General features: G+C 45.4%; 20 protein-coding genes. 16 read left to right on the forward strand and 4 right to left on the reverse strand.

Annotated elements, in window-relative coordinates:
• Positions 1 to 40 precede the first annotated feature (40 nt).
• The 4 genes from MHI21_RS03785 (at position 41) to MHI21_RS03800 (ending at position 7,097) form a co-directional block, all read left to right on the forward strand.
• Positions 41 to 1,600: an ABC transporter ATP-binding protein gene (locus tag MHI21_RS03785; protein WP_342419467.1), complete on the forward strand. Its 1,560-nt coding sequence runs from the start codon at positions 41 to 43 to the stop codon at positions 1,598 to 1,600.
• Positions 1,601 to 1,773: 173 nt separating this feature from the next.
• The gene (locus MHI21_RS03790; protein ID WP_341162302.1) at positions 1,774 to 3,288 is read left to right on the forward strand and encodes an MDR family MFS transporter; all 1,515 of its coding nucleotides are present in this window, start codon (positions 1,774 to 1,776) and stop codon (positions 3,286 to 3,288) included.
• Between the two features lie 611 nt (positions 3,289 to 3,899).
• The gene (locus MHI21_RS03795) at positions 3,900 to 5,399 is read left to right on the forward strand and encodes a glycoside hydrolase family 68 protein (RefSeq protein ID WP_342419468.1); all 1,500 of its coding nucleotides are present in this window, start codon (positions 3,900 to 3,902) and stop codon (positions 5,397 to 5,399) included.
• A 105-nt stretch (positions 5,400 to 5,504) separates the two neighbouring features.
• Entirely contained in the window at positions 5,505 to 7,097 is a 1,593-nt protein-coding gene (locus tag MHI21_RS03800; RefSeq protein WP_341162300.1) for a glycoside hydrolase family 32 protein, read from the forward strand.
• A 175-nt stretch (positions 7,098 to 7,272) separates the two neighbouring features.
• Here the strand turns inward: MHI21_RS03800 and MHI21_RS03805 are convergent, their stop codons facing one another.
• Positions 7,273 to 7,737 carry a MarR family transcriptional regulator gene (locus MHI21_RS03805; RefSeq protein ID WP_013369372.1) on the reverse strand — a complete coding sequence of 155 codons (465 nt, stop codon included), beginning with the start codon at positions 7,735 to 7,737 and terminating at the stop codon, positions 7,273 to 7,275.
• A gap of 289 nt (positions 7,738 to 8,026) precedes the next feature.
• Between MHI21_RS03805 and MHI21_RS03810 the strand changes: the two genes are divergently transcribed.
• From MHI21_RS03810 to MHI21_RS03820, 3 genes are all read left to right on the forward strand, one after another.
• Positions 8,027 to 8,461: a hypothetical protein gene (locus MHI21_RS03810; protein ID WP_103046978.1), complete on the forward strand. Its 435-nt coding sequence runs from the start codon at positions 8,027 to 8,029 to the stop codon at positions 8,459 to 8,461.
• Between the two features lie 111 nt (positions 8,462 to 8,572).
• Entirely contained in the window at positions 8,573 to 8,764 is a 192-nt protein-coding gene (locus MHI21_RS03815) for a spore coat protein (RefSeq protein WP_341162299.1), read from the forward strand.
• Positions 8,765 to 9,009: 245 nt separating this feature from the next.
• A complete protein-coding gene (locus MHI21_RS03820) occupies positions 9,010 to 10,350 on the forward strand; it encodes an amino acid permease (RefSeq protein ID WP_341162298.1) in 1,341 nt (446 codons plus the stop codon).
• A gap of 20 nt (positions 10,351 to 10,370) precedes the next feature.
• Here MHI21_RS03820 and MHI21_RS03825 read toward each other — a convergent pair whose 3' ends face one another.
• The gene (locus MHI21_RS03825) at positions 10,371 to 11,003 is read right to left on the reverse strand and encodes a LysE family transporter (protein WP_081112522.1); all 633 of its coding nucleotides are present in this window, start codon (positions 11,001 to 11,003) and stop codon (positions 10,371 to 10,373) included.
• Positions 11,004 to 11,311: 308 nt separating this feature from the next.
• Between MHI21_RS03825 and MHI21_RS03830 the strand changes: the two genes are divergently transcribed.
• The 6 genes from MHI21_RS03830 to MHI21_RS03855 all read left to right on the forward strand — a co-directional run bounded on the left by MHI21_RS03830 (position 11,312) and on the right by MHI21_RS03855 (position 18,868).
• Positions 11,312 to 12,280, forward strand: a complete 969-nt coding sequence (locus MHI21_RS03830; RefSeq protein ID WP_235307214.1) for an SIS domain-containing protein — start codon at positions 11,312 to 11,314, stop codon at positions 12,278 to 12,280.
• A gap of 28 nt (positions 12,281 to 12,308) precedes the next feature.
• Positions 12,309 to 13,121, forward strand: a complete 813-nt coding sequence (locus MHI21_RS03835) for a PfkB family carbohydrate kinase (protein ID WP_342419469.1) — start codon at positions 12,309 to 12,311, stop codon at positions 13,119 to 13,121.
• Between the two features lie 97 nt (positions 13,122 to 13,218).
• Positions 13,219 to 13,932, forward strand: coding sequence for a GntR family transcriptional regulator (locus MHI21_RS03840; RefSeq protein WP_342419470.1), 714 nt, complete (start codon positions 13,219 to 13,221; stop codon positions 13,930 to 13,932).
• A gap of 135 nt (positions 13,933 to 14,067) precedes the next feature.
• On the forward strand, positions 14,068 to 15,651 hold the full coding sequence (locus MHI21_RS03845) for an amidohydrolase family protein (protein WP_342419471.1): 1,584 nt from the start codon (positions 14,068 to 14,070) through the stop codon (positions 15,649 to 15,651).
• 2 nt (positions 15,652 to 15,653) lie between these two features.
• Positions 15,654 to 17,084: a YfcC family protein gene (locus tag MHI21_RS03850; RefSeq protein ID WP_342419472.1), complete on the forward strand. Its 1,431-nt coding sequence runs from the start codon at positions 15,654 to 15,656 to the stop codon at positions 17,082 to 17,084.
• Between the two features lie 113 nt (positions 17,085 to 17,197).
• A complete protein-coding gene (locus MHI21_RS03855) occupies positions 17,198 to 18,868 on the forward strand; it encodes a ribonuclease J (RefSeq protein ID WP_103046986.1) in 1,671 nt (556 codons plus the stop codon).
• 222 nt (positions 18,869 to 19,090) lie between these two features.
• On the opposite strand, the gene MHI21_RS03860 is transcribed toward MHI21_RS03855, so the two are convergent.
• Positions 19,091 to 20,356 (reverse strand): NAD(P)/FAD-dependent oxidoreductase, encoded by a 1,266-nt coding sequence (locus MHI21_RS03860; protein ID WP_342419473.1) that lies wholly within the window; start codon positions 20,354 to 20,356, stop codon positions 19,091 to 19,093.
• A 291-nt stretch (positions 20,357 to 20,647) separates the two neighbouring features.
• On the opposite strand from MHI21_RS03860, the gene MHI21_RS03865 reads away from it, so the two are divergent.
• From MHI21_RS03865 to nadE, 3 genes are all read left to right on the forward strand, one after another.
• Positions 20,648 to 22,387 (forward strand): ATP-binding protein, encoded by a 1,740-nt coding sequence (locus tag MHI21_RS03865; protein WP_342419474.1) that lies wholly within the window; start codon positions 20,648 to 20,650, stop codon positions 22,385 to 22,387.
• Between the two features lie 141 nt (positions 22,388 to 22,528).
• A complete protein-coding gene (locus tag MHI21_RS03870; protein WP_013308727.1) occupies positions 22,529 to 22,963 on the forward strand; it encodes a BrxA/BrxB family bacilliredoxin in 435 nt (144 codons plus the stop codon).
• Positions 22,964 to 23,064: 101 nt separating this feature from the next.
• Positions 23,065 to 23,874 (forward strand): ammonia-dependent NAD(+) synthetase, encoded by an 810-nt coding sequence (gene nadE / locus MHI21_RS03875; protein WP_025722646.1) that lies wholly within the window; start codon positions 23,065 to 23,067, stop codon positions 23,872 to 23,874.
• Between the two features lie 90 nt (positions 23,875 to 23,964).
• Here the strand turns inward: nadE and MHI21_RS03880 are convergent, their stop codons facing one another.
• The gene (locus MHI21_RS03880) at positions 23,965 to 24,792 is read right to left on the reverse strand and encodes an alpha/beta fold hydrolase (RefSeq protein ID WP_342419475.1); all 828 of its coding nucleotides are present in this window, start codon (positions 24,790 to 24,792) and stop codon (positions 23,965 to 23,967) included.
• Positions 24,793 to 24,824: the final 32 nt, after the last annotated feature.

Raw genomic sequence — 24,824 nt, forward strand, 5'->3', positions numbered from 1 at the left:
GGTTATATCTTCAACAATGGGGATCGAGGATATTTCAATTATGAATGAACATAGCGATTATAACTCTAGCAGTAAAATAGCCATATCCTTGAAGAATTTTGGCTATCGGTATGATGACCAGGTGGAGCCAGCTTTACATGGTCTGACACTGGACATTGCGGTGGGCGAGCATGTAGCCATTGTTGGAGCCAGCGGAAGTGGAAAGTCTACGCTATGTCAACTGCTTCATGGCGGGTTGTCCCGTTCCGGTGAAGGCGAACGGACGGGGGAGCTGACCGTGTACGGGATGGACCCCGATACCGCTGATTTGGCTACTGTCGCCACCACTGTCGGCGTGGTGCTTCAGGACCCGGATGCCCAGCTGGTGCAGGGAATCGTCGAAGACGAGATTGCTTTTGGGCCGGAGAACCTGCGCGTGCCTCCGGCAGAAATAGCGCAGCGCATTGCCGCTGCGCTGGAGGCCGTCGGCCTAGCTCCCGAGCGCGACTCCTTCGTGCGGCGCCTCTCGGGAGGCCAGCGCCAACGCACCGCGATTGCTGCGGTACTGGCGTTGGAAGCGCCGCTGGTCGTGTTCGACGACGCAGCTGCGCAGTTGGACCCGCCGGCTGTACGCGACTTCGCCCTGCTATGTCGGCGGCTCCATGCCGAAGGCCGGACGGTAGTTACCGCGTCCGGCCGCATAGACGATGGCGCGCGGGCAGCACAGCGCGTCATCGTCTTGAAGGGGGGGACCGTGCAGCTGCAGGGTCCCCCAGAAACGCTGCTGCGCGAACATGGTGCGCAGCTGGCCTCCTTGGGGCTGCTCCCCTCTCCCGCAGGGAGGGGAGACATGCCGCGTGAGCCCGGGGTGAATCCCGGCTCAGCAGCGGACCGCGCTGGGCAGCCGTTGTTGGAGGTGAAGGGATTGACCTTCACCTATCCTGGTAGCCAGCGGGCAGCGCTAAAGGGTGTGAGCCTAACTCTTGCGCCCGGTGAACGAGCCGTGTTGCTGGGTGAGAACGGCTCGGGTAAAACCACGCTCGGCAAGTTGCTCATGGGCCTGCTCCCAGCACCGAAGGGGTGCATGCGGTGGGAGGGGCAGGATATGGTGAAGCTGCCCATTCACCAGCTGGCTGCCGGAATCGGCTATGTGTTCCAGCAGCCAGAGCATCAGTTTGCAGCTGCAACGGTGTGGGAGGAGTGCTTGTACAGCGTGCGCGCCAAGCTTGGTTTACGGACCGGGGAGCCGGTTCCCACCGCATATGTGGAACGGGCGCAGCGCTTACTGGCTTCCGCCAGGCTGGAGCACAGACTGGATGCCTCCCCGTACCTGCTAAGTGGAGGCGAAAAAAGGCTCTTGAGCGTTGCGGCACAGTTCATCTTGCCCAAAAAGCTATACATTTTGGATGAGCCTACCGCAGGAACGGATTACGAAGGAGCGAATATTCTACTTCGTATGTGCACAGAGCAGTCTGCCGAAGGTGCGGCTTTTCTGGTCATCACCCACGATATGCAGGTAGCTGAAAGCTTTGCCAGCGATGTTCTGTGCATAGAAGAGGGCCATCTCTATAAAATGGAAAATAGTGAGATTAATCATACGATTATAGTTGACAAAAATTAACGATATGTAGACAATAATATATATACATCGTACAAAACAGGCGGCCTATATAGGCCGCCTGTTTACGATTATGCGGGGCGGGTAATAATCCATTCTGGAAAGGCAAACCGCACAGATACAACACAGTTTTTATAAGGGAAGGATTTGTGATTTGCTTGGGAAACGATAAACCCATGAAGCGCGGACTCGTGCTGACAGGTGTTCTATTGGCCACTTTTCTGGCCGCAATTGAAGGAACGGTTATCGGTCCAGCGGGACCGACGATTGTTAGCGAGCTGGGTAGCGTGAAATTGCTCAGTTGGATTTTCACGGCATATTTGCTGACGATGGCTGTGACCACGCCCATTTTCGGCAAGCTTAGCGATTTGTTTGGCCGAAAACCCATTTTTTTAATCGGCTGTTCGTTGTTTGTACTTGGCTCGTTGCTTTGTATGATGGCTGGTAGTATGGAGCAGCTTATTATCTACCGGGCTATACAAGGGATTGGTGCGGGTGGTGTCATTCCCGTTACCTTTACCATCATCGGTGATATATACAAAATGGAGGAACGCGGCAAAGTCCAAGGCATGATCAGCTCCGTATGGGGAATTTCTTCCCTGATCGGGCCTCTCTTGGGCGGTTATGTGGTTACCTATTTTGGCTGGGAGTGGATTTTCGGCTTTAACGTCCCCTTTGGATTGCTGGCTATGTTCTTCATCGCCCGTTACTTGCGTGAACAGGTAAGCAAGCGTACCGCACGTATTGACGTCCCGGGAGCGGTTACCTTTACCATCGGGATGACGGCCCTCTTGCTCGTATTGGCACTGGGTGGGCAGTATATCGGCTGGGCTTCTCCTGAATTGCTGGCCTTGGCTGCCGTAGCCATTTTGTTCCTGATTCTGTTTTTGGTTATTGAAAAACGCGCTCAGGAACCGATGGTGCCACTAAAGCTATTTGGGATACGGGATATTGCTTTTTCCTGTGCCGCAGCCCTGTTAGTCAGCACTCTATTGATCGGACTGACTAGCTATCTTCCACTATGGATTCAAGGTGTACACGGTGGAGATGCCGCTTCATCTGGTCTCGCCTTGGCTCCAATGTCCGTAGGCTGGCTATTTGGCTCCATGATCGGAGGACGCATTTTGCTGACCCTGGGCTCGCGTCGAACCTCTTTGATTGGGCTGACCCTGATTGTATTGGGGGCTTTCGTCATGACCTTGATGGGCCAAACGGCTCCGATCTGGCTGCTGTTCCTGTCTACATTGTTGTATGGACTGGGATTCGGCTTCTCGATAACTGTGTTTACGATTATTGCCCAGTCCTCGGTCGGGTTCCAGTTGCGTGGCGCGTCTACAGCTTTGAATACGTTCCTGCGTACGTTGGGGCAAACGATCGGGGTTGCAGCCTTCGGTTCATGGCTGAACTATCGCATCGCTGCCCAGACAGCCGATGGACAGCTAACTCAGCAAGGGGTTACGCAGGAGGATATTAATGGTCTGCTGGCCCCGCATGCTTCACAGAGTCTAAGTGACAAGGTTGCCGGATTACTTCGTTCTGTACTGGAAAACAGTCTGCATTCCCTGTTCGTTATCATGGTCGTTATTGCGGTTATTAGCTGGTTTGTCGTCCTCGGACTGCGGAACCGTCCGCCGGGTACGGAAGAAGAGGCAGATCAGCGCGTAAAGACACCACAAAGAGAACACGCATAAAAAAATAATATAAATCTTTCATGATAAAGAGACAGTCCGGTGCACCAAATAAGGGTCCGGGCTGTCTCTTTATGCAATGGTCTCTCCTCCTACTGATTCAGCAAAATAGCCACCTCGTATAGGACCGATAAATTCCCCGGTATACAAAAAGGAGATAAAAACCCCCTAGAGTTGCTATATATTCATAGGGTATAGGTAACAAAATGGTAAAAAAGTCTTAAGAAATTGTAACAAAAAATTTGTTTCTGAATTGAGCTGTAGGGTACTAAGGAACCATTTTTTTGAATCCGCTTACAAATTGGGCTTTGTATGATTTATTTTAGAACGAATTTGCATGTGAATGAAGCAACCAACCTAGCAAAATGGGACACGGAAAAAAATCAAGTAGCAAATTTTTCTGAATGTAATGAAAATGAAAAAAATAAGAATTTTCAGAAAATTACTAGGAAAATATGAGGATGAAATTCATAGAGGGACCTGTTTTCTTACCTCACATAATAGGGCTTTTCAGTCTATATCAATCGTTTGACATACCATATAAAATGGCCCTAACAACCAAAAAGTTGGGTTTCAAATCTAGAAGCATAATTAGATTAAGGGAGATGGAGTACTTGAAGTTTAACAAATGGTTCAGTAAAGCAGCCACTGCAACAGTAGCAACTACCTTGCTGTTAGGAGGTGGCGTTCAGGCTTTTGCCGAGGAAAATGATGCATTTGATCTCAAAACAGACAATGCATTTACGCAAATTACGCGTAATGACATGCTGAATATTTTCAAACAGCAAGGCAAAGAGAAATATGAGGTTCCGTCCTTCGATGCGTCTACAATTAAAAATATTCCTTCTGCTATGGGTCGCGACAGCTCAGGCAAGCTGATTGATTTCGATGTCTGGGACTCTTGGCCGTTACAAAATGCCGATGGCACAGTAGCCAATTACAAAGGGTATAATATCGTTTTTGGATTAGCAGGCGATCCTAAAAGAGCAGAGGATACATTTATATATCTGTTCTATCAAAAAGCGGGTAATACCTCGCTGAGCGGCTGGAAAAATGCCGGAAGAGTATTTAAAGACAATGATAAATTACTTGCCAACGATCCGATTCTAAAAAATCAGTCAGAAGAATGGTCCGGTTCTGCTACGTTAACCGCTGATGGACAAGTACGTTTATTCTATACCAGCAGACAGCCCTTTGAGCCGAATAACCAACTATACGGTAAACAGACCTTGACTACGGCTCAAATTAATCTCTCTCAGCCTGATGAGGAGACACTGAAAGTGGATGGTATCGAGGATTTGAAACCGATCTATGACGGTGGTGATGGCAAAACCTATCAAAATGTTCTGCAAAGCGTCGGAGTGGAAATGGATAATCATACCTTTAGAGACCCTCACTATGTCGAGGATCAAGGCCACAAATATATTATATTTGAAGCCAACACAGGGACAGAAACAGGCTATCAGGGCGAAGATTCAATTCAAAACCCAGCTTATTATGGCGGCAATAAGAAATTTTTCACGGAAGAGCAACAAAACCTGCTGCAAAGTCCTAAGAAAAAGGGAGCTGAGCTGGCGAACGGCGCACTGGGTATCGTTGAATTGAATGATGATTATACGTTGAAAAATGTAATGCCTCCTTTGATTGCATCCAATCTGGTAACAGATGAAATTGAACGGGCGAATGTGTTCAAAATGAACGGTTTGTGGTATTTATTTACGAGTACGAGAGGTTCCAAGGTGACTGTAGATGCGATCGGTGACGATGATATTTACATGCTGGGTTATGTTTCTACTTCCTTGACAGGGCCTTATAAACCGCTGAATGGAACCGGTCTCGTTCTTCATCAGGATCTGGATCGTGATGATATTACCTGGACGTATGCCCATTTTGCTATCCCGCAAGGCAAAGGCAATAACGTAGTCGTTTCGAGTTATATGACTAATCGCGGGCTTTTCCCGGATCACAAATCTACTTTCGCACCAAGCTTCCTGCTGAATATTAAAGGCTCGAAAACCTCTGTTGTGAAAAACGGTATTCTGGAGCAAGGGCAAATCACGATTGATCCAACGGATGACAAAAAAGAACCTCCATATAATTATGGAAAGAAATAAGTAGCTTATACAGTATGTCCGAAGGCGGCAGCTTGGTAGCTTACCGATCTGTCGTCCATCGGGCGGTACATAACGATGCAATGAAAGGTAAGGAGGATCGTCATAATGAAAAAAAAAACTCCCAAGAGCATTTGGATACGATCCGTTGTAATTATCACAGGCTTAACTATATTTATAGCTATGGGATGGAGTATGTACCAACAGGATGCAGCCAAACCCCAAAAACCTGCTGCAATTCCCAAAAATCAAGCTAATCAAAGTAAGCATACAACACCAACCTACCGGGCATCCTATCATTTTACCGTTCCGGATAAGTGGAAGAATGATCCTCAACGGCCCATTTATTTTGATGAAAAATATCATTATTACTATTTATATAATCGTGACTATCCCAAAAAGAACGGTACAGAATGGCGACATGCCACATCAACCGACCTGGTACATTGGAAAGATGAAGGGGTGGCGATTCCAAAATATACGAACCCGAATGGAGATCCTTGGTCCGGTTCGGTCGTGATCGATGATAATAATACCGCAGGTTTTGGAAAAGGCACGCTGGTAGCCATTGTGACGCAGCCCTCCGCAGATGGCGGAAAGCAGGAACAATTTTTGTGGTACAGTAAGGACAAAGGCAAGACGTTTACTTCTTACCGCAACAAGCCTGTGATGTCCAACCCCGGTACAAAGGACTTCAGAGATCCCAAAATCATCCGAGATACTCAACGTAATCAATGGGTGATGGTCATGGCAGAGGGAACGAAGATTGGTTTTTATGAGTCTGATAATTTAAAGAATTGGCGGTATACGAGCGGCTTTCAAACGGAAAATATTGGGCTTGTGGAATGTCCTGACCTTTACCGGATGCGTGCGGATGATGGAACCTATCAATGGATTCTAGGTGTGAGCGCCAATAGCAAATCAACAGGCGGACCCAACACGTATGCCTATTGGACGGGAGATTTTAATGGAGAAGCATTTCTCCCTAATCACAGTGAACCTGAGTGGCTGGATTATGGGTTTGACTGGTATGGTGCAGTTACGTTCGAGGAAGGAAAAGACAAAGATAAATATAGTCACCGTTATGCTCTGGCCTGGATGAATAATTGGGATTATGCCAATAACACGCCTACCCTAAAGGAAGGCTTTAATGGAATGGATTCGATTGTTCGCCAAATTCGACTAAAAGTTACGGCAGATGCTGGATATCGTTTGGTTTCACAGCCGGTACCCAATTTGGAGCGATTCCAAACATCCAAAAAATCATTAGGAACGATTAAAGTAGAGGGTGCTCACCGGCTTCCGGTAGCAGGCGATGCCTATCAGTTAGAGGCGGATGTATCTTGGTCCACGATTAAAAATGTAGGATTGAGGCTTCGAGAGTCGACGGATGGCAAGCGTCATGTCGATGTGGGTGTCTCAGTAGACGGTCAATACTCCTACGTAAATAGAGCCAACACCGGGCAGCCGGATCAGAGTGGAAAATATGTGGAGAGCAAGGCGCCTTTTGATACTAATAAGAAAAAGGTTCACCTGAACATTCTCGTCGATAAAACCAGTATTGAAGTGTTTGTCGATGGTGGAGAAGTAGCTTATTCCTCTTTAATATTTCCACGGTTAGAGGATCAGAGAATCACTCTGTTTTCCGATGGCGGTCCAGCAATTTTTAATAATGTAGTAGTCAAACATTTTAGTCGATAGCAGGTACTTATGCTGCTCGTAAGCTTGGGCATATTTCGCTCTATTCAGGTATATGAAAAGTCCACCCATGAATATAAGGGTGGACTTTTCTGTGTAAATCTAAATTTTTGTTTAGCACAGCTATAAGATTGTTCGTTTATTCACAAACGATCAGTTGCTAAAATTACTATTCATTCTATTTGTGATAAGGTGACAAGTTATCAGCGCTACGGCCCAATTTTTTAAGCAAGCCGATGAGTTGATCTCTTTCGGTTTCACTGATTCCGCTAAAGGCACGTTCAATCTGACGTGTATAATCAGGATAAATTTCGTCCATGACACGTTGTCCTTCGTCCGTCAATTCTGCATATATAATCCGACGATCTTGGTCGCACGGGTGACGGTGCAAATAACCGCGGCTTTCCAGCTTGTCAATAACATAAGTGACATTTCCGCTTTGCAGAAGCAGCTTTGCTCCAATTTGTTGGATTGGCTGCGCGCCCTTGTGATATAAAACTTCCATCACGGCGAAGGCCGTTGGGTTGAAGCCCACCGTTTTGATGCCAGCAACCGCATGTTCGTTTACACTTTTGAATGACTTGGCAAACACGCTATACAAATGCATGGATTGCTGTGTCACCAATGTTCGGTAATCTATCATCTTCATTCCGCCTTTATGTATGGATTTGGGCATCCTTTGACCGCTCGGCTCGGATGACCGGGCAACCATACCCTTGTTACTAGCATAAAGGGATTTACGTAGCGAAAACATGCGATTTGTCACAGTAGCTGCTTTTTTAACTATTTAATTTCAAAGCTTTAAAGTAAATTTTTGAAAAATAAAGGTTTTGAATGTAAAAATACTGTTCCGCTTGGTTATATTAAAAATAACATACCTAGCTTGATGAACCCCAATTAACCAAATAGCTACTTCAGAGGAGATGAAACACATGGATACAGGTTCTTTCCGTTTTCAATTTCGTGATCCGCAGCAAGCTGCCCAAGCCTGTGAAACATTAAAGGAAATTGGATACTCCGCCAGCACAAATGGTGACACAGGTCTCAGTGTTCATATTGAGAACCAGGATGTGCTGTCTGCATTGGAAATTTGCCAAGCCTATGAAGGAAGCATGATTGAGGTAGGGACTCTTTTCTCTAAACCGGATGAATATCCCGGTTTGCAAGGAAATATAGGTGTACAACATCCAGGTTATAGCCCGGAAGATTGGATTATCCCGGCACACACGATCAACGAAGACTGGAGCGAAGCTTATAAAAATGGCTCCTCTCAAACGTATACTAATACGATGGAGGAGCACAACGTCAGCTCTGATCAACAACCTGAAGACGAAGTGGATGGATTTTCTGGAAGCATCCATATCTGATTTTGTCCTAAAAGTCATGATTAGAATTTGAGTCTTCACTGCTCAGCTCCTACTAGGATAAAGCTCCTATAAGACCATTAATTATTGTGGCTTTGAAGGAGCTTTTTTTGTGTGAGAAAAACTCAGTTAGAGCTTTCACCAGAATTGAAATTCTGTAGGATATGCAGCAAAGCTGTTAATCTTCATGAACAAATTTTTAATTATATGAAGAACAATGGTTACTATAACGCTTATGATCCGGATCAGCAAATACAAATGGATATTCAAAATGCAGACAAAGCACTTTCTTTGTCTAAATTTTGATAATTAATTAACGCAATAAAAGAATTATTTATTTAGTCCCAAATGAAGTCTCTGGTTTTATGTAGAAAAAGTATCAGCAAACCTTAAACGAGTTTGCTGGTGCTTTTTTATTATATAAATAGTCACACTAATCCTAGAAATCACAAATAACGAAATGAATTGCTGTCCACATGAAATATGGTGAAGAAGGCAAACATAATATCGAAGAACTAGGTCTCAATATCAGGAATAGGGTGATTTTCATTATGGGCAAGTCTTCAGCTGTTAAGCAAAAAGATCAAAAACTAAAATGGTGGCAACTTAGCTTATTAGGCGTTGCAGGTACCATTGGTACAGGATATTTCCTCGGGTCTGGCTTAGCGATCTCCATAGGTGGTCCAGCCGTGCTGATTGCATACTTTTTTGCAGCAGTGGGAACATATGTGGTGTTTGATGCCCTTTCGCGCATGACGGCAGATCATCCTGAACAGGGTTCTTTCCGTTCCTATGCCCAAAAAGCATTTGGAAGTTGGGCAGGATTCGGCAGTGGATGGGTGTATTGGTTCTCAGAATTGCTTATCAATGGGAGCCAACTAACCGCGCTATCTATATTCTCACGCTTTTGGTTTCCTCAGGTACCGATGTGGATATTCGCAGCAGGCTTCGGGATTTTAGGGCTTGTGATTGTTTTTTTTGGCAATAAGGGTTTTGATCGAGTTGAAAATGTACTGGCCATCATAAAGATGGCAGCTATTGTTATGTTTCTGGTCTTGGCCGTTGCTCTTTTGGCAGGCTGGATCGGAGGAGGAAAATATAATCCGAGGTTCCCCATCAGTTACAAAGAATTTTTTCCGACTGGGGGCATAGGATTGTGGTCATCTTTTATTTTTGCCTTTTATGCATACGGAGGTATTGAAGTACTCGGAATTATGTCTAATCGGCTTCAAAAACCGGAGGATGCACCTAAAGCAGGCAAGGTAATGCTGATTACACTGGTTGCAGTGTATGTGCTTTCGATTGGTCTGGCTGTGTCTATGGTGCCATTAAGTGCCTTTAACCCGAAAGAAAGTCCTTTTGTGCTTGCGCTTAGCAGCGATCATTTGGTTTTTGTGCCTCATTTATTTAATGGAGTGCTTATTATTGCAGGGTTCTCCACAATGACAGCATCCCTATACGCAGAGACATCTATGATGCTTACGCTTGCACAGGAAGGAGATGCGCCCACATTATTTTCACGGAAGTGGAAGGGCAAATATCCTCTTTATGCACTTAGTTTGATCTCCGTTGGATTAATCTCAGCCATCGTAATGTCGTTGCTGCTACCGGGAAAAGTATATGAATATATCACTACTGCAGCGGGTTTAATGCTGTTGTATAATTGGTGCTTTATTTTGCTGTCTTCAGGTAAGCTACTGGAATCGAGCAAATCAAACAATATTAAACGTTGGATTGGATTGTTGTTGATAGCTATGGCCGTGGTCGGATCATTTTTTCATAAACTTAGCCGCCCGGGAGTGTATATCAGCTTACTGCTTGTCTTGTTAATTGCAATATGTGACCTCATTGTACAATGGGTTCGCCGAAAGCACGCCAAGGAATCTCATTAACGTTGTCAGTGAGTTAAGCATTAGCGTAAAAAAAGTAATTGAAATGCTTGTACGCCAAAATAAAAGCCAAAACCGATAAGAGATAATCCGGACATCCAAGAAATGGTTTTAAGCAAGCCGGTTTTTAGGAACCGCCGGAAAATACTTGAAGCGGCTGCCATGGTCACATCCCAGAGTAACACGCCTAATACAATCGCTCCGCTATAGATCATTAGCTGTTGTACTGGATATGTATTAGCGACGTTTGCGAGTATGGATCCGTAAATGCCAAGCCAAAAAAGGATGGAGAGGGGATTAAATAATGACATTAGAAAACCGGACATAAATGAGTTACTTAATGTATTACCATTTCCCCTTAATTCGGATTCTGAAATCACACCTGCATTTTTGATGCTTTCAATACCTGTATACACAAGTACGAAAAAACCAAACAGCCATAAAAAAGCTTTGACAAACGGAGCATTAAGAAGGTGAATCATTCCCAAATAAACAAGCAGCATATAGATAATGTCTGCGGTTATTGCACCAAGCCCAATAAACCAGGCGTGCCAAAAACCATTCTTGATGCCTCGATCCAACTGTGCGGCATTAATCGGTCCAATGGGAGCCGAAAGTGACAGACCTAGAAAAATATAACTGATAAATGTATTAATGTCCTTTTTCCTCCTTGAGTATTATTGGATGTTATGTATTTGTCTATTTAAGTTTATTCGGACAAACCCATTTGTAAGACCATATTTTTTGTGCGTATATTGTAGGAGTAGCCTCGTTATTGCCAACCACCTATCAATGAATTAAATCTAAAAAAGGAGCTCTAATTCCGTTCACACGAGGATTAGAGCTTTTATAATGCAGATCATAAGTTCATCAAATAAATGGGCTTGACACTTTTATTGAAAGCGCTTATATTTATCTCGTAAACAATACGTTATATAACGTTATATAAAAAGGAGAGGTAAAAATGAATGTACAACAGACGGTTCAGACGATTTATGAACAAGCAAGTGGAGAGATTTCTGAGGTGTATTTAGTAGCCTGCGGGGGCTCATTAGTCGATATGTATCCCTCAAAATATTTTCTGGACAGTGAAGCAAAGAAGCTGGTAGCAGGGATGTATACGGCGAATGAGTTTGTGCATGCGCTGCCAAAACGATTAGGTAAAAACGCTGTAGTCATCGTTTGTTCCCATGGAGGAAACACGCCGGAGTCGGTTGCGGCTGCTAAATCAGCCAAAGAGAAAGGCGCTTACACCATCGGCTTAACCCACAATAGTGAAGCGACACTGCTCAATTATTCTGATTATTCATTCCTCTACGAGTGGGGAGATGAGAGCGATGTCAAAAATAACCCGATGGCTATTATTTTGGAGCTTGCTGTTGAGCTGCTTCAAATCGCTGAAGGCTATGTGCATTATCAAGCTTTCCAGAACGGCTTGGGAGCAATCAATGGAATTATTAACCGGGCAAAAATACAAGTTGAACCGCGTGCCAGTGTATTCGCTGACAAATATCGCAATGAAGATCTCTTCTATATCCTGACCAGCGGAGCTTCTTATGGACATGCGTACGGATTTGCTATCTGTTCTCTGATGGAAATGCAATGGCTTCATGCGGCTTCAATCCATTCCGGTGAATTTTTCCACGGACCGTTTGAAGTAACGGATAAAGAAACTCCATTTATTCTGATGATCAACGAAGGACGCACACGGGCATTGGATGAGCGGGCACAGACTTTCCTGAATCAATATGCCGAGAAAGTGGAAGTGATTGATGCAAAGGAGCTTGGAATCGGAACCATTGCCGACGAGGTCGTCGAGTTTTTTAACCCGGTTTTATTTTACAGCATTGTATGTGTTTATCGTGAAGCACTCGCAAATGTACGCAATCACCCACTGGAAACTCGTCGTTATATGGGCAAGGTAGCTTACTAAGCGCACTTACCAACAGGAGGAAACCATCATGAAAGTTCTAGGCATTGGCGATAATGTGGTAGATAAATATGTTCATCTGCGCATGATGTATCCTGGCGGCAATGCGCTTAATTTCAGTGTGTTTGCCAAAAAAGCGGGAGTAGATGCAGCCTTTATCGGAGTATTCGGAGATGATAACGAAGCACAGCATGTGGAACACATTCTCCGTGAGCTGGAAATCGACATTTCACGGTGCAGATATCACAGCGGTGAGAACGGCTGCGCACGTGTAACCTTGGAAGACGGAGACAGAGTATTTCTGGGCAGCAATGAGGGAGGAGTTACACGTCTCCATCCGCTGAAGCTGAGTGAAGATGACAAGGCCTATGTTGGCGGGTTCGACCTTATTCACACCGGCTTGTACAGTCATACAGGACACTTGCTGCCTGAATTGAAGATGCTGGGAATCCCTCTTTCTTTTGACTTTTCGGATGATTTCATAGATGCACAGGTGGAGAAATATATTGCGTACGCCGATTTCGCTTTCTTCTCTTGTAGCCATATGACGGATGAAGAGACACAGAACTATATCCGCTCCAATCGAAAAAAAGAGGGGCAAATTCTGGTAGCCACACGCGGCGGCGATAGATCTATCGCCTATGATGGTACTAAGTTCTATTATCAAATGCCTGATTCCGTGGACGCTATGGATACGATGGGGGCAGGAGACTCTTATATAACCGCCTTTTTACTGAGCTTTTTGAAAAATGGCAACATTCAGGACGCTATGGTAGAAGGCTCGAGGGTTGCTGCTCAGAGCTGTCTGGTAGAAGGTTCTTTCGGATACGGCGTCCGCTACTAAAAAAATTATGTTCAAATATCTTCACTTGTAAGAATATGTAACATTTGATACTCTAAGTGGGAGTAATATAACGTTATATGACAAGTGAGGGCACATTATGTTGAATTCGGACCAAGCAGAGCCATTATATATTCAATTACAAAAAGCGGTCAAAACTGCTATTCATAATGGAACATTTACGCAGGGAAGCCGTATACCGACCGAAACTGAGCTAAGCGAGACCTACAATGTAAGTCGAATTACCGTAAGAAAAGCCATTGCCGAATTGGTTCATGAAGGTTATCTGACCAAACGTCAAGGAAAAGGTACCTTTGTCAATGTACCCAAAATTGGGCGGAAGATTGAACATGTCATCAGCTTTACGGCTGCCTGCAAATCCAACGGCCTATCTTCACACAGTGTGGTCACAGAACGTGAAATCATAGAAGCAGATGAGGAAGTTGCACATCAGTTGCAGCTGCAACAAGGAGAAAAAGTGTTATATATTCAGCGCAAAAGATACGCTGGTGGTCGACCGCTAATGCTGGAGAATAATTTGTATCCTTATGACCGATTTTCTTTTCTAATGGAAGAGCAGTTGGAGGGCTCTGTATACGAACTGTTGCGTCATAAATACAGCATTGATCCTAACCAACCAGGAGAGACGATATTACAAATCTCTTTGGCGGATGAATACCAGGCAAAGCTGCTGGAGACGGCCATCGGACAGGCGTTGTTCTACATGCACACGATTATTTATGATCAGCATGGAAGCCCCGTTCATGTAGGTAAACAGTACATCATTGGAGATCGTTATCAATTCTCAATTTAAATCCGTTGCCTGTTATGTAAATGTATTCAGGTACGGCGCAGCTTCTGCTTCCACTCCATAAGAGAAGCAGAGGCTATATTATAACGTTATATTACGTTATGTAGTGAGGCGGATGAATGATGAGGGGGTGAAATTGTGCAAGGGAAGAATGACACATTAGCGGACAAAGTTTTACTGTCAAATGCTATTTTTAATGGCTTAGAAAATGAAGCCTCGCCAGGGTTTATTGCACTGCGAGGAGAATGTATTGCAGCTGTGGGTCGTCCCGAGGAGGCACAAGCTTGGATAGGAGCGGGAACGGTTGTCTGTGATTTGGGCGATGCTTTTATCATGCCAGGAGTTCATGACAACCATGTATTTTTTACCGGATATATGTCGATGCATCGAGGCGTGGATTTGACTCATGCAGACTCGATTGAAGAAGCAATGGAATCCATGCTACAAGCGGCAAACAATCTTCCGCCAGGGAAAGATGTAACCGCTTACGGTTGGAGCGAGGAAGGATGGGGCAAGCTGCCTGAGCAAAGCTTGTTGGACGAGTTGTTCCCTGATCGGGCGGTAATTGCCATTAACCTAAATAAAAGCTACTGCTGGATGAACCGACTGGCTCAGGAGAAATATCAATTTTTGCCGGATCAATGCAGTGCTGAGGCACGCGCTTTGCTGCTCCAAGCTATGATGAAGGATCACAGCCTTGTCAAACAAGAGTTTATGGAGTTTTGCCGCATACTAGCTGCACGAGGAGTTACCTCCATAAAAGATATTGGCTTTGACCGGCATAGCGAGCTGCTGCCAATTCTAGAAGAATTGAAAGAAACAGGAGAACTGCCGCTCCGATTTCATTTCTCGCTTGAACCCGTTGTTGAACCGTTGGATATTGCCACCGGTATGAAGTATAAAGCACTTTATAATGGAGACCTTATTCGTTTCCAAGGATACAAGCTGATGCTTGACGGCGTCGTAGCAGATCATACGGGGGACATGCTGGAACCTTACGCAGATATGCCCGGAGTAACGACTTTGAGTACGGTTGACTACAAAAAGATTGAAGCCTCTGTGCTGGAAGCGGACAGCCAAGGTATCAAATGCTGCTTAACTGCAGAAGGTGATGCTGCGATTCGCCAAGCGGTATCCATAATTGAAAAATGCCGCGAACAACAAGGTAATAACCTTATCGGACATTCTATTAGTGATCTAGAGTATCCTCATCCAGATGATCTGACAAGAATGGGAGAGAACGAAATTTTTGCCGAAGTCTATGCCCAAATACTGCTGCTGAATCCTTCTTACGAAGATGCTTATATGTCTGCTGTAGTAGGAAAAGACAATGAAAACCGCTTTTATAATTATAAATCCATGCTGGAAGCTAACGTGCCGGTCACCATAGGTACTGATCTGCCTTTATTTATCACGAGTGTTCCTGATTCACTGTACTCAGCTTCTCATCGGTTATTTCCGGACGGATCACCTGCTGGAGGCTGGTATCCCGATCGTGGGATGCCGCCATCCGAAGTTTTAAAAGCATGGACCATTAATGGAGCCAGACATTGTTATATGGAAGAGGTCACAGGCACGCTGGAGGCTGGAAAATATGCTGACATCGCCGTTTTTGACCGCAACCTTCTTAATGCATCCGCTGGTGATATCAGAGATGCCCAAGTGATACTGACCATTATGGGAGGGAAGGTTACTTATAACCATTCTTGGAATGAGGGATAAGCATGAACATCGAGAAAAAGAAATGGAAATTATCCTTGCCCCATAGCTATACCTTAATATTTTTGATTATTATTACAGTCGCCGCATTGACATGGATTGTACCCAGCGGACAATTTGACCGGCATGAAGTTACAGTGAACGGTGTGACCAAAACCGCGATCGTTTCGGGAACCTATCACACTGTACCCAAAACGGGTGAGAACGGTGATTTAAGACAAGGACTCCCCCAAATCCTAAGCGCTCCTATTGAGGGGATTATCAATGCCGCCGATGTGGTCTCTTTTGTCCTTATTGTGGGCGGCTCCTTCGGGATTATACTGCAGACGGGAGCCATTGACCGTGCCCTGACAGCTCTTGCCAGGCAGCTGAAGAATAAGGGGATTCTGCTTATTCCAATTGCCATGGTTATATTCAGTCTCGGAGGCTCTACCTTTGGGATGAGCGAAGAAATTATTCCGCTTTATGCGATTTTTATTCCATTAATGTTTGCCCTAGGCTTCGATTCTATGACTGCTATTCTCATTCTATTTCTGGGAACGCAAATTGGCTATGTTGGTTCGACTGTTAATCCATTTTCAGTATTGATCGCCCAGGGGATCGCAGGAGTAGAGGGGAATCCTCAGCTTTGGCTGAGATTTATTGAATGGCTTGTATTTACTATGATTTCTATTGCCTTTACGATGTGGTATGCGCACCGGGTTAAGAGAAATCCGGAGAAATCCATTGTTTTTCAGAGTGATATTATAAATCGCGAGCAGTTTATAAAAGAAAATACAGGTGAGGACGTCGTCTTCACGTTTCGGGACAAATTAATTATAGGTGGATTTATTGTAACGCGTGGAGCAATTGTCTGGGGAATTTTGGCCAAAGGCTGGTATATGACTGAAATCGGCGCCCTTTTCTTCGCACTCGGTCTTTTTGTCGGAGTAGTTACTAAAATGAGCCAGAAGGAAATAGCTGAGAATTTTGTAAAAGGGTGTGGAGAATTCATCTACGCTGCAGTGATCATAGGTCTCGCCCGCGGAATTCTGATCATCGCCGAACAGGGTATGATCATCGATACCGTATTGAATGCACTCGCAAGCATTCTGGAAGGATTGCCAAGTTACTTGTTCACCACCATTATGTTGGTTGCACACAATATTATTACTTTCCTGGTTCCATCTTCTTCGGGGGAAGCTGCACTAACAATGCCTGTACTTGCACCCCTTGGCGATCTTGTAGGTATCAATCGTGAAGCAGTAGTCACAGCGTACCAATTCGGTAACGGGTTAACCAATCTCATTTCACCGACAGGCGGAGTACTGCTGGCGGGATTGGCCATTGCCCGGATCAGCTTTGGACAGTGGCTGAAGGTAATCTTCAAGCTATTCCCCATCCTGTGGTTAGTTGCTGCTATTTTTGCTGCGATTTCGGCTGCGGTGGGTATCTAATAAATCAAGTGAGAGCCCCTGTCTTTTAGAGACAAGGGTTTCTTTTTGTGCATAAGTTTACGTGAAAAATGAATAATATGGATAGCATTTTCCTAAGGAGGAAATAAAATTTGATGCATGCTGATAATAGATTACTCATTGCTGCTCTAGGCGGTGTTAATGAAATCGGGAAAAACATGTATTTCATCCAATACGATCAGGATATTGTCGTTATCGATTGTGGCTCCAAGTTTCCTGATGAGAACTTGCCTGGTATTGACCTTATTGTGCCCGATGTCACCTATCTGCTGGAAAATCAGGATAAAGTCAGGGCACTCATTGTGACTCATGGGCATGAGGATCACATCGGAGGTATTCCCTATCTGCTGAAGCAGATTAATATGCCTGTTTATGGGACAAAGCTCACCATCGAATTAATTAAGATTAAGTTAAGGGAGCACAATCTTTTACGTGATGCTGAGCTTCATCTTATAGATGCAGATTCAACCGTTCAAGCGGGAACGATTCAGGCCTCCTTTTTCACCACGGTCCACAGTATTCCGGATTGCCTGGGTGTCTTTTTTCAGACACCGGAAGGCAATGTGGTCCATACCGGGGATTTCAAATTCGATATGTCTCCCGTAAGCGGACCTTTTCCCGATCTTCATCGAATGGCTGAAATAGGAAAGAAGGGGGTAAAAGTGCTGCTCTCCGAAAGTACAAATGCGGAAAGACCGGGATTTACCCCTTCAGAACGTTTGGTTGGCGGACATATTTTGGATGCTTTCGCCAGAGCCAAACAGCAAGTATTTATTTCTACATTTGCATCCAATGTGAACCGTGTCCAACAAGTCATTGACGCGGCTGTGGAAACAGGTCGCAAACTGGTTTTACTCGGACGCAGTATGATAAATGTGGTTTCGGTGGCCAAGGAGCTGGGCTTCTTGCACATGCCTGAGGACTTGTTGATTGAGGCGGGGGAAACAGAGCGGTTTCCCGCAGAAGAAATTGCAGTTTTATGTACCGGAAGCCAGGGAGAGCCGATGGCCGCATTGTCACGTTTAGCCAATTCCCTGCATCCCAAAATCGAAATTTTGCCTGGTGATACGGTCATCATTGCTGCGGGAGCCATACCGGGGAATGAGCGAAACCTTTCCCAGGTCATTGATAACTTGTATGTGCTAGGTGCCCAGGTTATTTATGGATCAGGCAGCTCCACGGGGATGCACGTATCCGGTCATGGCAGCCAGGAAGAATTAAAATTAATGATGACCCTGATGAAACCTGAGTATTTGATTCCCATACACGGTGAATTCAGGATGTTGTATCAGCATCGTCAGCTAGCGGAGTCTGTGGGGATTCCGATGGAGAATGTATTTATCGTCCATAACGGTGACACTGTTCAAATCGAAGAGGGAAGGGCATCCCTGGGGCCCAAAGTAGCAGCCGGCAATAGCTTGGTAGACGGGTTGGTAACAGGGGACGTAGGTAATATTGTACTACGAGACCGTAAAAAGCTTTCTTCAGACGGAATGCTGATTATTGTGATGACGTTGAGCAAAAACGAGAAGCAAATGCTCGCAACGCCAGAGGTCATTTCAAGAGGCTTTGTATATGTTAAGGATTCCGAAGAGCTCATGAGTCAGATCCACGACACGATTATGTCTACAGTGAACGAGTTAACAGAGATCGAAATGAGTCAGTGGGGACTGATTAAGCAGATGTTAAAAGATGATGTTGGCCGGTTTATTTACAGTCAGACCAAGAGAAGACCCATGATTTTACCTATCATTATTGAGGTTTAGGAATAGCGGCAAACGTCAAAACAAGATGGATCTTGTTCAATACGCGATTACTCAAAAAAAGACTTAAATCAGCAATACAACTGATTTAAGTCTTTTTGATTTCCTTCCTACTTTTCCTATAAGAATGCGGATGTAATGGCGGTTGCAGCGCAGCGGAGGATTTGAATCTGGAGAAGCGACAGCGATCATAAGATCAAAGCCTACGCGTAGTGTCTCCCACTCCTACAGCATCACGTTTAAAGCCGCTTGCGTTCCTGCTGTATGCCCTGTCGTAAACGCCGCTGTAATATTATAACCACCTGTGTAACCGTGAATATCGAGAATCTCACCGCAGAAGAACAATCCAGGCATCAGCTTGGACTCCATCGTTTTCGGATTAATTTCCTTCAAATTCACACCGCCCCCGGTAACAAATGCTTCCTTCAGAGAGAGCGTACCGTTCACACGGATTGGAAACGCCTTAATGCGATGAGCAAGTTCTTGCCATTGCTGCTTGGGAATATGATCATAGGTCAAGTCCTCACGCAGTTCGGCTTGCTGGAGCAACAATGGAATCAAGCGTTCCGGTAAATAAGGCTTAAGCACATTTTTGATCGCTTTTTTAGCATCGACCGATGCCAATTCCAGCGTCTCACGGTAGACTTCATCGGCATGTTTGTGAGGCAGTAAATCCAGAGTCAACAACACCGTGTTTACCTTATCCTTTTTCATTCCCTTGACGACAAACTGACTGCACCGCAAAGCAGTTGGGCCAGATAGACCGAAATGTGTAAAAATCATATCTCCTTCATGGACGACAACTTTTTTTTGCTTCGCATTCCATACGGTCAGACTGATATCGCGTAAGGATAGTCCCTGAAGCTCTTTCGTCTGGATGAACGTCTCGCCTGAGGTCAACGGCACCTCTGTTGGGTACAGTTCCGTAATCGTATGCCCTGCTTGTTCTGCCCATGCATAGCCGTCACCTTCCGAGCCTGTATGTGGGACGGATTTGCCGCCAACGGCTACAATGACATTACGGCTATGTAGGATTTCACCGGAACGCAGCCGCACCCCAGCCGTATGACCTTCATTGTAAATAACCTCTTGAACAGGACAGCTTGTCCGAATCTCGACTCCTTGAGAGCGTACCTTGTTGATCAAAGCATCGACAACTGTTTTGGCTTTGTCCGTCACTGGAAACATACGCCCATTGTCTTCCTCCTTTAAGGCTATACCCAGCTGTTCAAAAAAGGCGATGATATCCCGATTGCCGAAAGCCGCCAGTGCACTGTGCAGAAAACGGCCATTGCCGGGAATGTGCCGAATGAGTTCGTCCAGCTCTTTGGCATTCGTGACATTGCAACGGCCTCCACCAGAGATCCCCAGCTTTCGCCCGAGCTTATTTCCCTTTTCCACTAAAAGCACCTTGGCGCCCTCACCGCTGGCAGCGGCAGCAGCCATTAATCCAGCTGAGCCGCCTCCGATCACAATAACGTCGTAAGTCATAGACCTCTTCCTTTTCGTCGACAAATTTTCAAAAAATTCAGAATGGTGTAACCGATTTTTCATCATATCGTAATACCGTCGCTTTAGATAGCCTTAGAACGCAGTAAATACGTATATATTTCAATTTTCAGGAATTTATAACACGTAAAAACGATCCATTTATATACATCTGGTATTTAGCAGATTTTGTCGTTCTACACCGGGATTTTAACACATATATTGTAATATATTGTAGCCTGTGCTTTAATTCAACTAACGGCGTCAAGGAAAGATGATGAGGGGGAGAAGTCCTTGTTAATTGCGTTGAAGGAAAGTGTGCTCCAAGTTCTCCTTGCCGTTATATCGGCGGGTTTTTTCTCTATATTAACGGATTATGGGGATAAGAAAAAGGTTTGGGGCGGCAATCTGCTTCCTGGACCTAATCAAGGAATACTGTATCTGTGTTGCTTGCCAGCCATATTGCTATGTACACTCTTTCAATATCAGTCTCCGTATGGTCTACCTTCCAATCTCGGTATTATTCCCCTTGCTGTTGGCATCATGTACGGTAGACGTCGCACTGCCTTCGTGCTCGCCGCTTCCGCACTGATGGGTGTCCTGATTATAGCCCAGTCGACAGAAATGTCCCCGATGTATGTGGGCACGGGTTTTATTCTTTTTCCTTTTATGCTGCTGCATGTCAAGTTTTTTCAAAGAGGAACTTTGTTGGATAAAAAACTCCTAATCTCCGCATATGTTGTGGCTGATATGCTGTTTAAGGCGATATTTCCGCTACTGTGGGGCAAACAGGATATTTCGGTATACATTCCTGACTTACTTACAACGTTCTGGAATATTGGTGCAGGTGTGCTGGCAAGTTTTACGGTCGTGAGTCTGATGCATAATGCCTTTGAGAAGCTGGCGCTGCGGCGTGATGTGACTGAATTTACGAGCAAATACTTAATTGAAGTGGATAAGCTGCGTCAAGTTATGGATTTGATGCCGTTATCTCTTGTTACTCTGGACAGCGAAGAACGAGTTATACATATGAACAAAACGATGCTGGAACTCTACCAGGACTTCGATCCCTACATTACACTGCCTGAGGTAGTAGGCCGTCCATTGACCTCGTTATATGGTTTTAGCTCTTTGCCTGTGGTTAACGAACGAGTTGCAAAGGCGTTGGAAGGAGAGGCGGGTGCTGATTTTATAAATGTTACTCCCAAAGTATTCTTCTCAAGTTTCCTTCCTATTCGTGATAAACATGTAAACCAAACGACAGGCGTCATTATCGCCTTGCAAGATATTACAGAGCTGGAGACGCTGCGCAGTGAGCTAGGCAATTTCGAGAGGCTCAGTCTGGTCGGACAGATGGCAGCGGGTATTACACATGAAATACGTAATCCGATGGCGGTTGTGCGTGGGTTTTTACAGCTTATGCGTGAGAAAAGTCCAGAATCTCTCAACCATTACTACCGCATTGTGATGGAGGAACTCGATCGGGCGAACGGAATTATTAACGATTTCCTTTCACTGGCCCAGAATCGGATTGTCGAGAAAGAGCAATGTCATCTGCATGATATCATTCGCGAACTGACGCCTTTATTGTGGGCAGATGCGAATCTGAGGGGGCAGACGATTGAGCTAAAGCTGGAGGAACATGTGACGATGCTGCATTTGAACCCTAAGGAAATGAAGCAGTTGCTGCTTAATTTATCACGTAATGCGATGGAAGCTATGGGGGAAAAGGGGGTGCTGACCATTTCGACTCATGAGGAAGGGGATTTCGTGGAACTCGAAGTAAAGGACACAGGTCCGGGAATTCCGCAAAAACAGCTTGAAAAGCTGTTCCAACCTTTTTACACTACCAAAACGAAAGGTACAGGTTTGGGGCTGGCCTTATGTCAAAGTATAGTGGAGCGTCATCACGGTACGATTGCCGTAGACTCGGTGGAGGGAATGGGCACGCAGTTTAAAGTCCGATTGCGCAGAACCGTCCCGACTTACCGGGATCATGCTGAACCTCCTGTCATAAATTCTATACAGAAATAATCGTGCAAATATATAGCCGGATTTTTGCAAATTACGTGAAAAAGATTGTATAATGAAGTTTAGATGTCCATGCCTTTACTACGGCAAAGGATGAAATTAGAAACGTAGTATACATGATTTTTGGAAAAGGAGTGAAAGAATATGTCTATGTCTTTCGATCAATATATGAGAGATTCAGTTCAGCCAATGCGCGATGAACTGACGAATCTTGGGATTCAGGAACTGCGTACTTCTGAAGATGTGGAGGCCAAGCTGCCTAATGCCAAAGGGACAGTGCTGGTTGTTGTGAACTCGGTATGTGGTTGTGCCGCAGGCCAATGCCGTCCGGGTGTGGCTGAAGCGTTGAAGCATGATATTACGCCAGATCATCTGTATTCGGTTTTTGCCGGACAGGACAAGGAAGCAACGGCAAAGGCTCGCGAATTTTTCGCACCTTACCCACCGTCTTCCCCTTCCATCGCGCTGTTGAAAGACGGCGAGCTGGTTCACTTCATCGAGCGTCATCAGGTGGAGGATCGTTCGGCAGATCAGATCGCTGCTGATTTGACCAGTGCATTTGATCGTTTTTGCCGGTAAGACTGCTCAAGCTATGCCCCGCATTTTTCGCCTGCGAAACTTGCCGGGGCTTTTGCATGTTGGCTTGTGAAGGAAATTCCTAAAAAAGAGGTGCTTATCTGATGAGTTTGCAGGAACAGATTATTGCTGAATTGGGAGTACAGCCTACGATTAATGTAGAGGCGGAGGTCCGTAAGCGTGTGGATTTCCTCAAGTCGTATGTAACGAAAACGGGAAGCAAAGGGCTGTTAATCGCCATCAGTGGCGGGATTGATAGTGCAGTAGCAGCCGCTTTGTGCAAGCGGGCTACAGATGAATTGACGCAGGAACAAGGGGACGAATACAAAACACTGGGTGTATTCCAGCCATACGGCCAACAGGAAGATATCGAGCATAGCTACGCGGTAGCCAAAGCGTTCGACCTGAAATATGCTGGGGAAACGAACATTAAGGAAGCCGTGGACAAGGTTGCCGTGGAAGTAGAGCATACGTTAAAGGATATCGGTCTGGAGCGTTCCATTACTCCGCAAGTGAGAGGGAATGTAAAGGCAAGAACACGTATGGTGGTTCAGTACGCACTCGCGAATGAGCTGAATCTGCTCGTCGTTGGCACAGATCACGCTTCAGAAGCCATCACAGGCTTTTATACCAAATGGGGCGATGGTGCAGTCGATATTACGCCACTTAGTACGCTTAACAAACGTCAGGTGCGCTTGCTAGCCAGCTATCTTGGAGTTCCGCAGGCCATTTTGGACAAAGCGCCTACAGCAGGATTGTGGGAAGGCCAGACGGATGAAAAAGAACTGGGGATCTCCTACGAAGCAAACAGCGACTACCTGGAAGGCAAGGAAATTGACCCGGCGGCACGCGAAAAGCTGGAAAGCTTCTTTACACGTACAGCGCATAAGCGGACAAGCATCCCAGGAGTGTAAGCATTAATCTTATGGAATTGTAAAATCCTGAAGTAAATAAATGCGGCGATCCGCCCGGCGGATCGCCGTTTGTATTGAAGGGGCAATAATTTAATTGGTGATCCACTCAATGAAGCGGCGGGTTTCAGTAATCGCTTGGTCCAGTGGAAGGCTACCTCCCTGGAATGGATGAACGGTATTAAAGGTATGATTGCCGCCTTGAATTTGTACCCATTCGATGTCGGGACGAACGGATGTGAGCAGGGCAGAGCCTTCCCGTAGACGTTTGGAATCTTCGGTTCCCTGGATCAGTACAGCTGGGAGCTGGCTGTTGGCAAGTCTGTCTACAATGGCAAAACGCTGGCGATTTTGTTCCAGGTCTTCCAGAATGACAGCATCCAGCGGAAGCTGTTGTCCTGTTCTAGCGTTCTCCACATAGCTGCGCCCTTTGGCGCGCATTTCTTCTTTTTGCGGTAAAGTAAACAAATCAAGATCTGTCACGCCATTCCATGAAATGACGCCAGCAATCTCGCCGGGATGATCCAGAGCATATACAAAGCAGCTTCCCGCGCCTCGGCTATGTCCTAACAGAAACAACGGCAATTCTCTGAACTCATGACGTGCTCTCAGATTGGACAGCAATAGTTCCAAATCCTCTTGTTCGCGGCTATAGGTGTTGCGTGCGAACTTTTCCAGCTCGGTAAAATTCTCTAGATCCTCACCTATGCCATTATGCGAAAAGTTGAAGGTCACAACATGGTTATCCATACTCAATGCTTCTGCTATATAGGGGAACATGCCCCAATCCTTGAATCCTTTGTAGCCGTGAGCGATGATGAGCAGGCTTTTGGCTGTATTTTTAGAGGGAAACCAGGAAGCCCGGATCACCGCATCTGTTCCTGCTTCGGTACCTGCTTCAACAATAATGGTTTCTGACATCCTATCCTTCCTTTCAACGGAAATTTTTTACA

The sequence above is a fragment of the Paenibacillus sp. FSL H8-0168 genome (assembly GCF_038592955.1).
GTDB classification, from domain to species: Bacteria; Bacillota; Bacilli; order Paenibacillales; family Paenibacillaceae; genus Paenibacillus; species Paenibacillus polymyxa_B.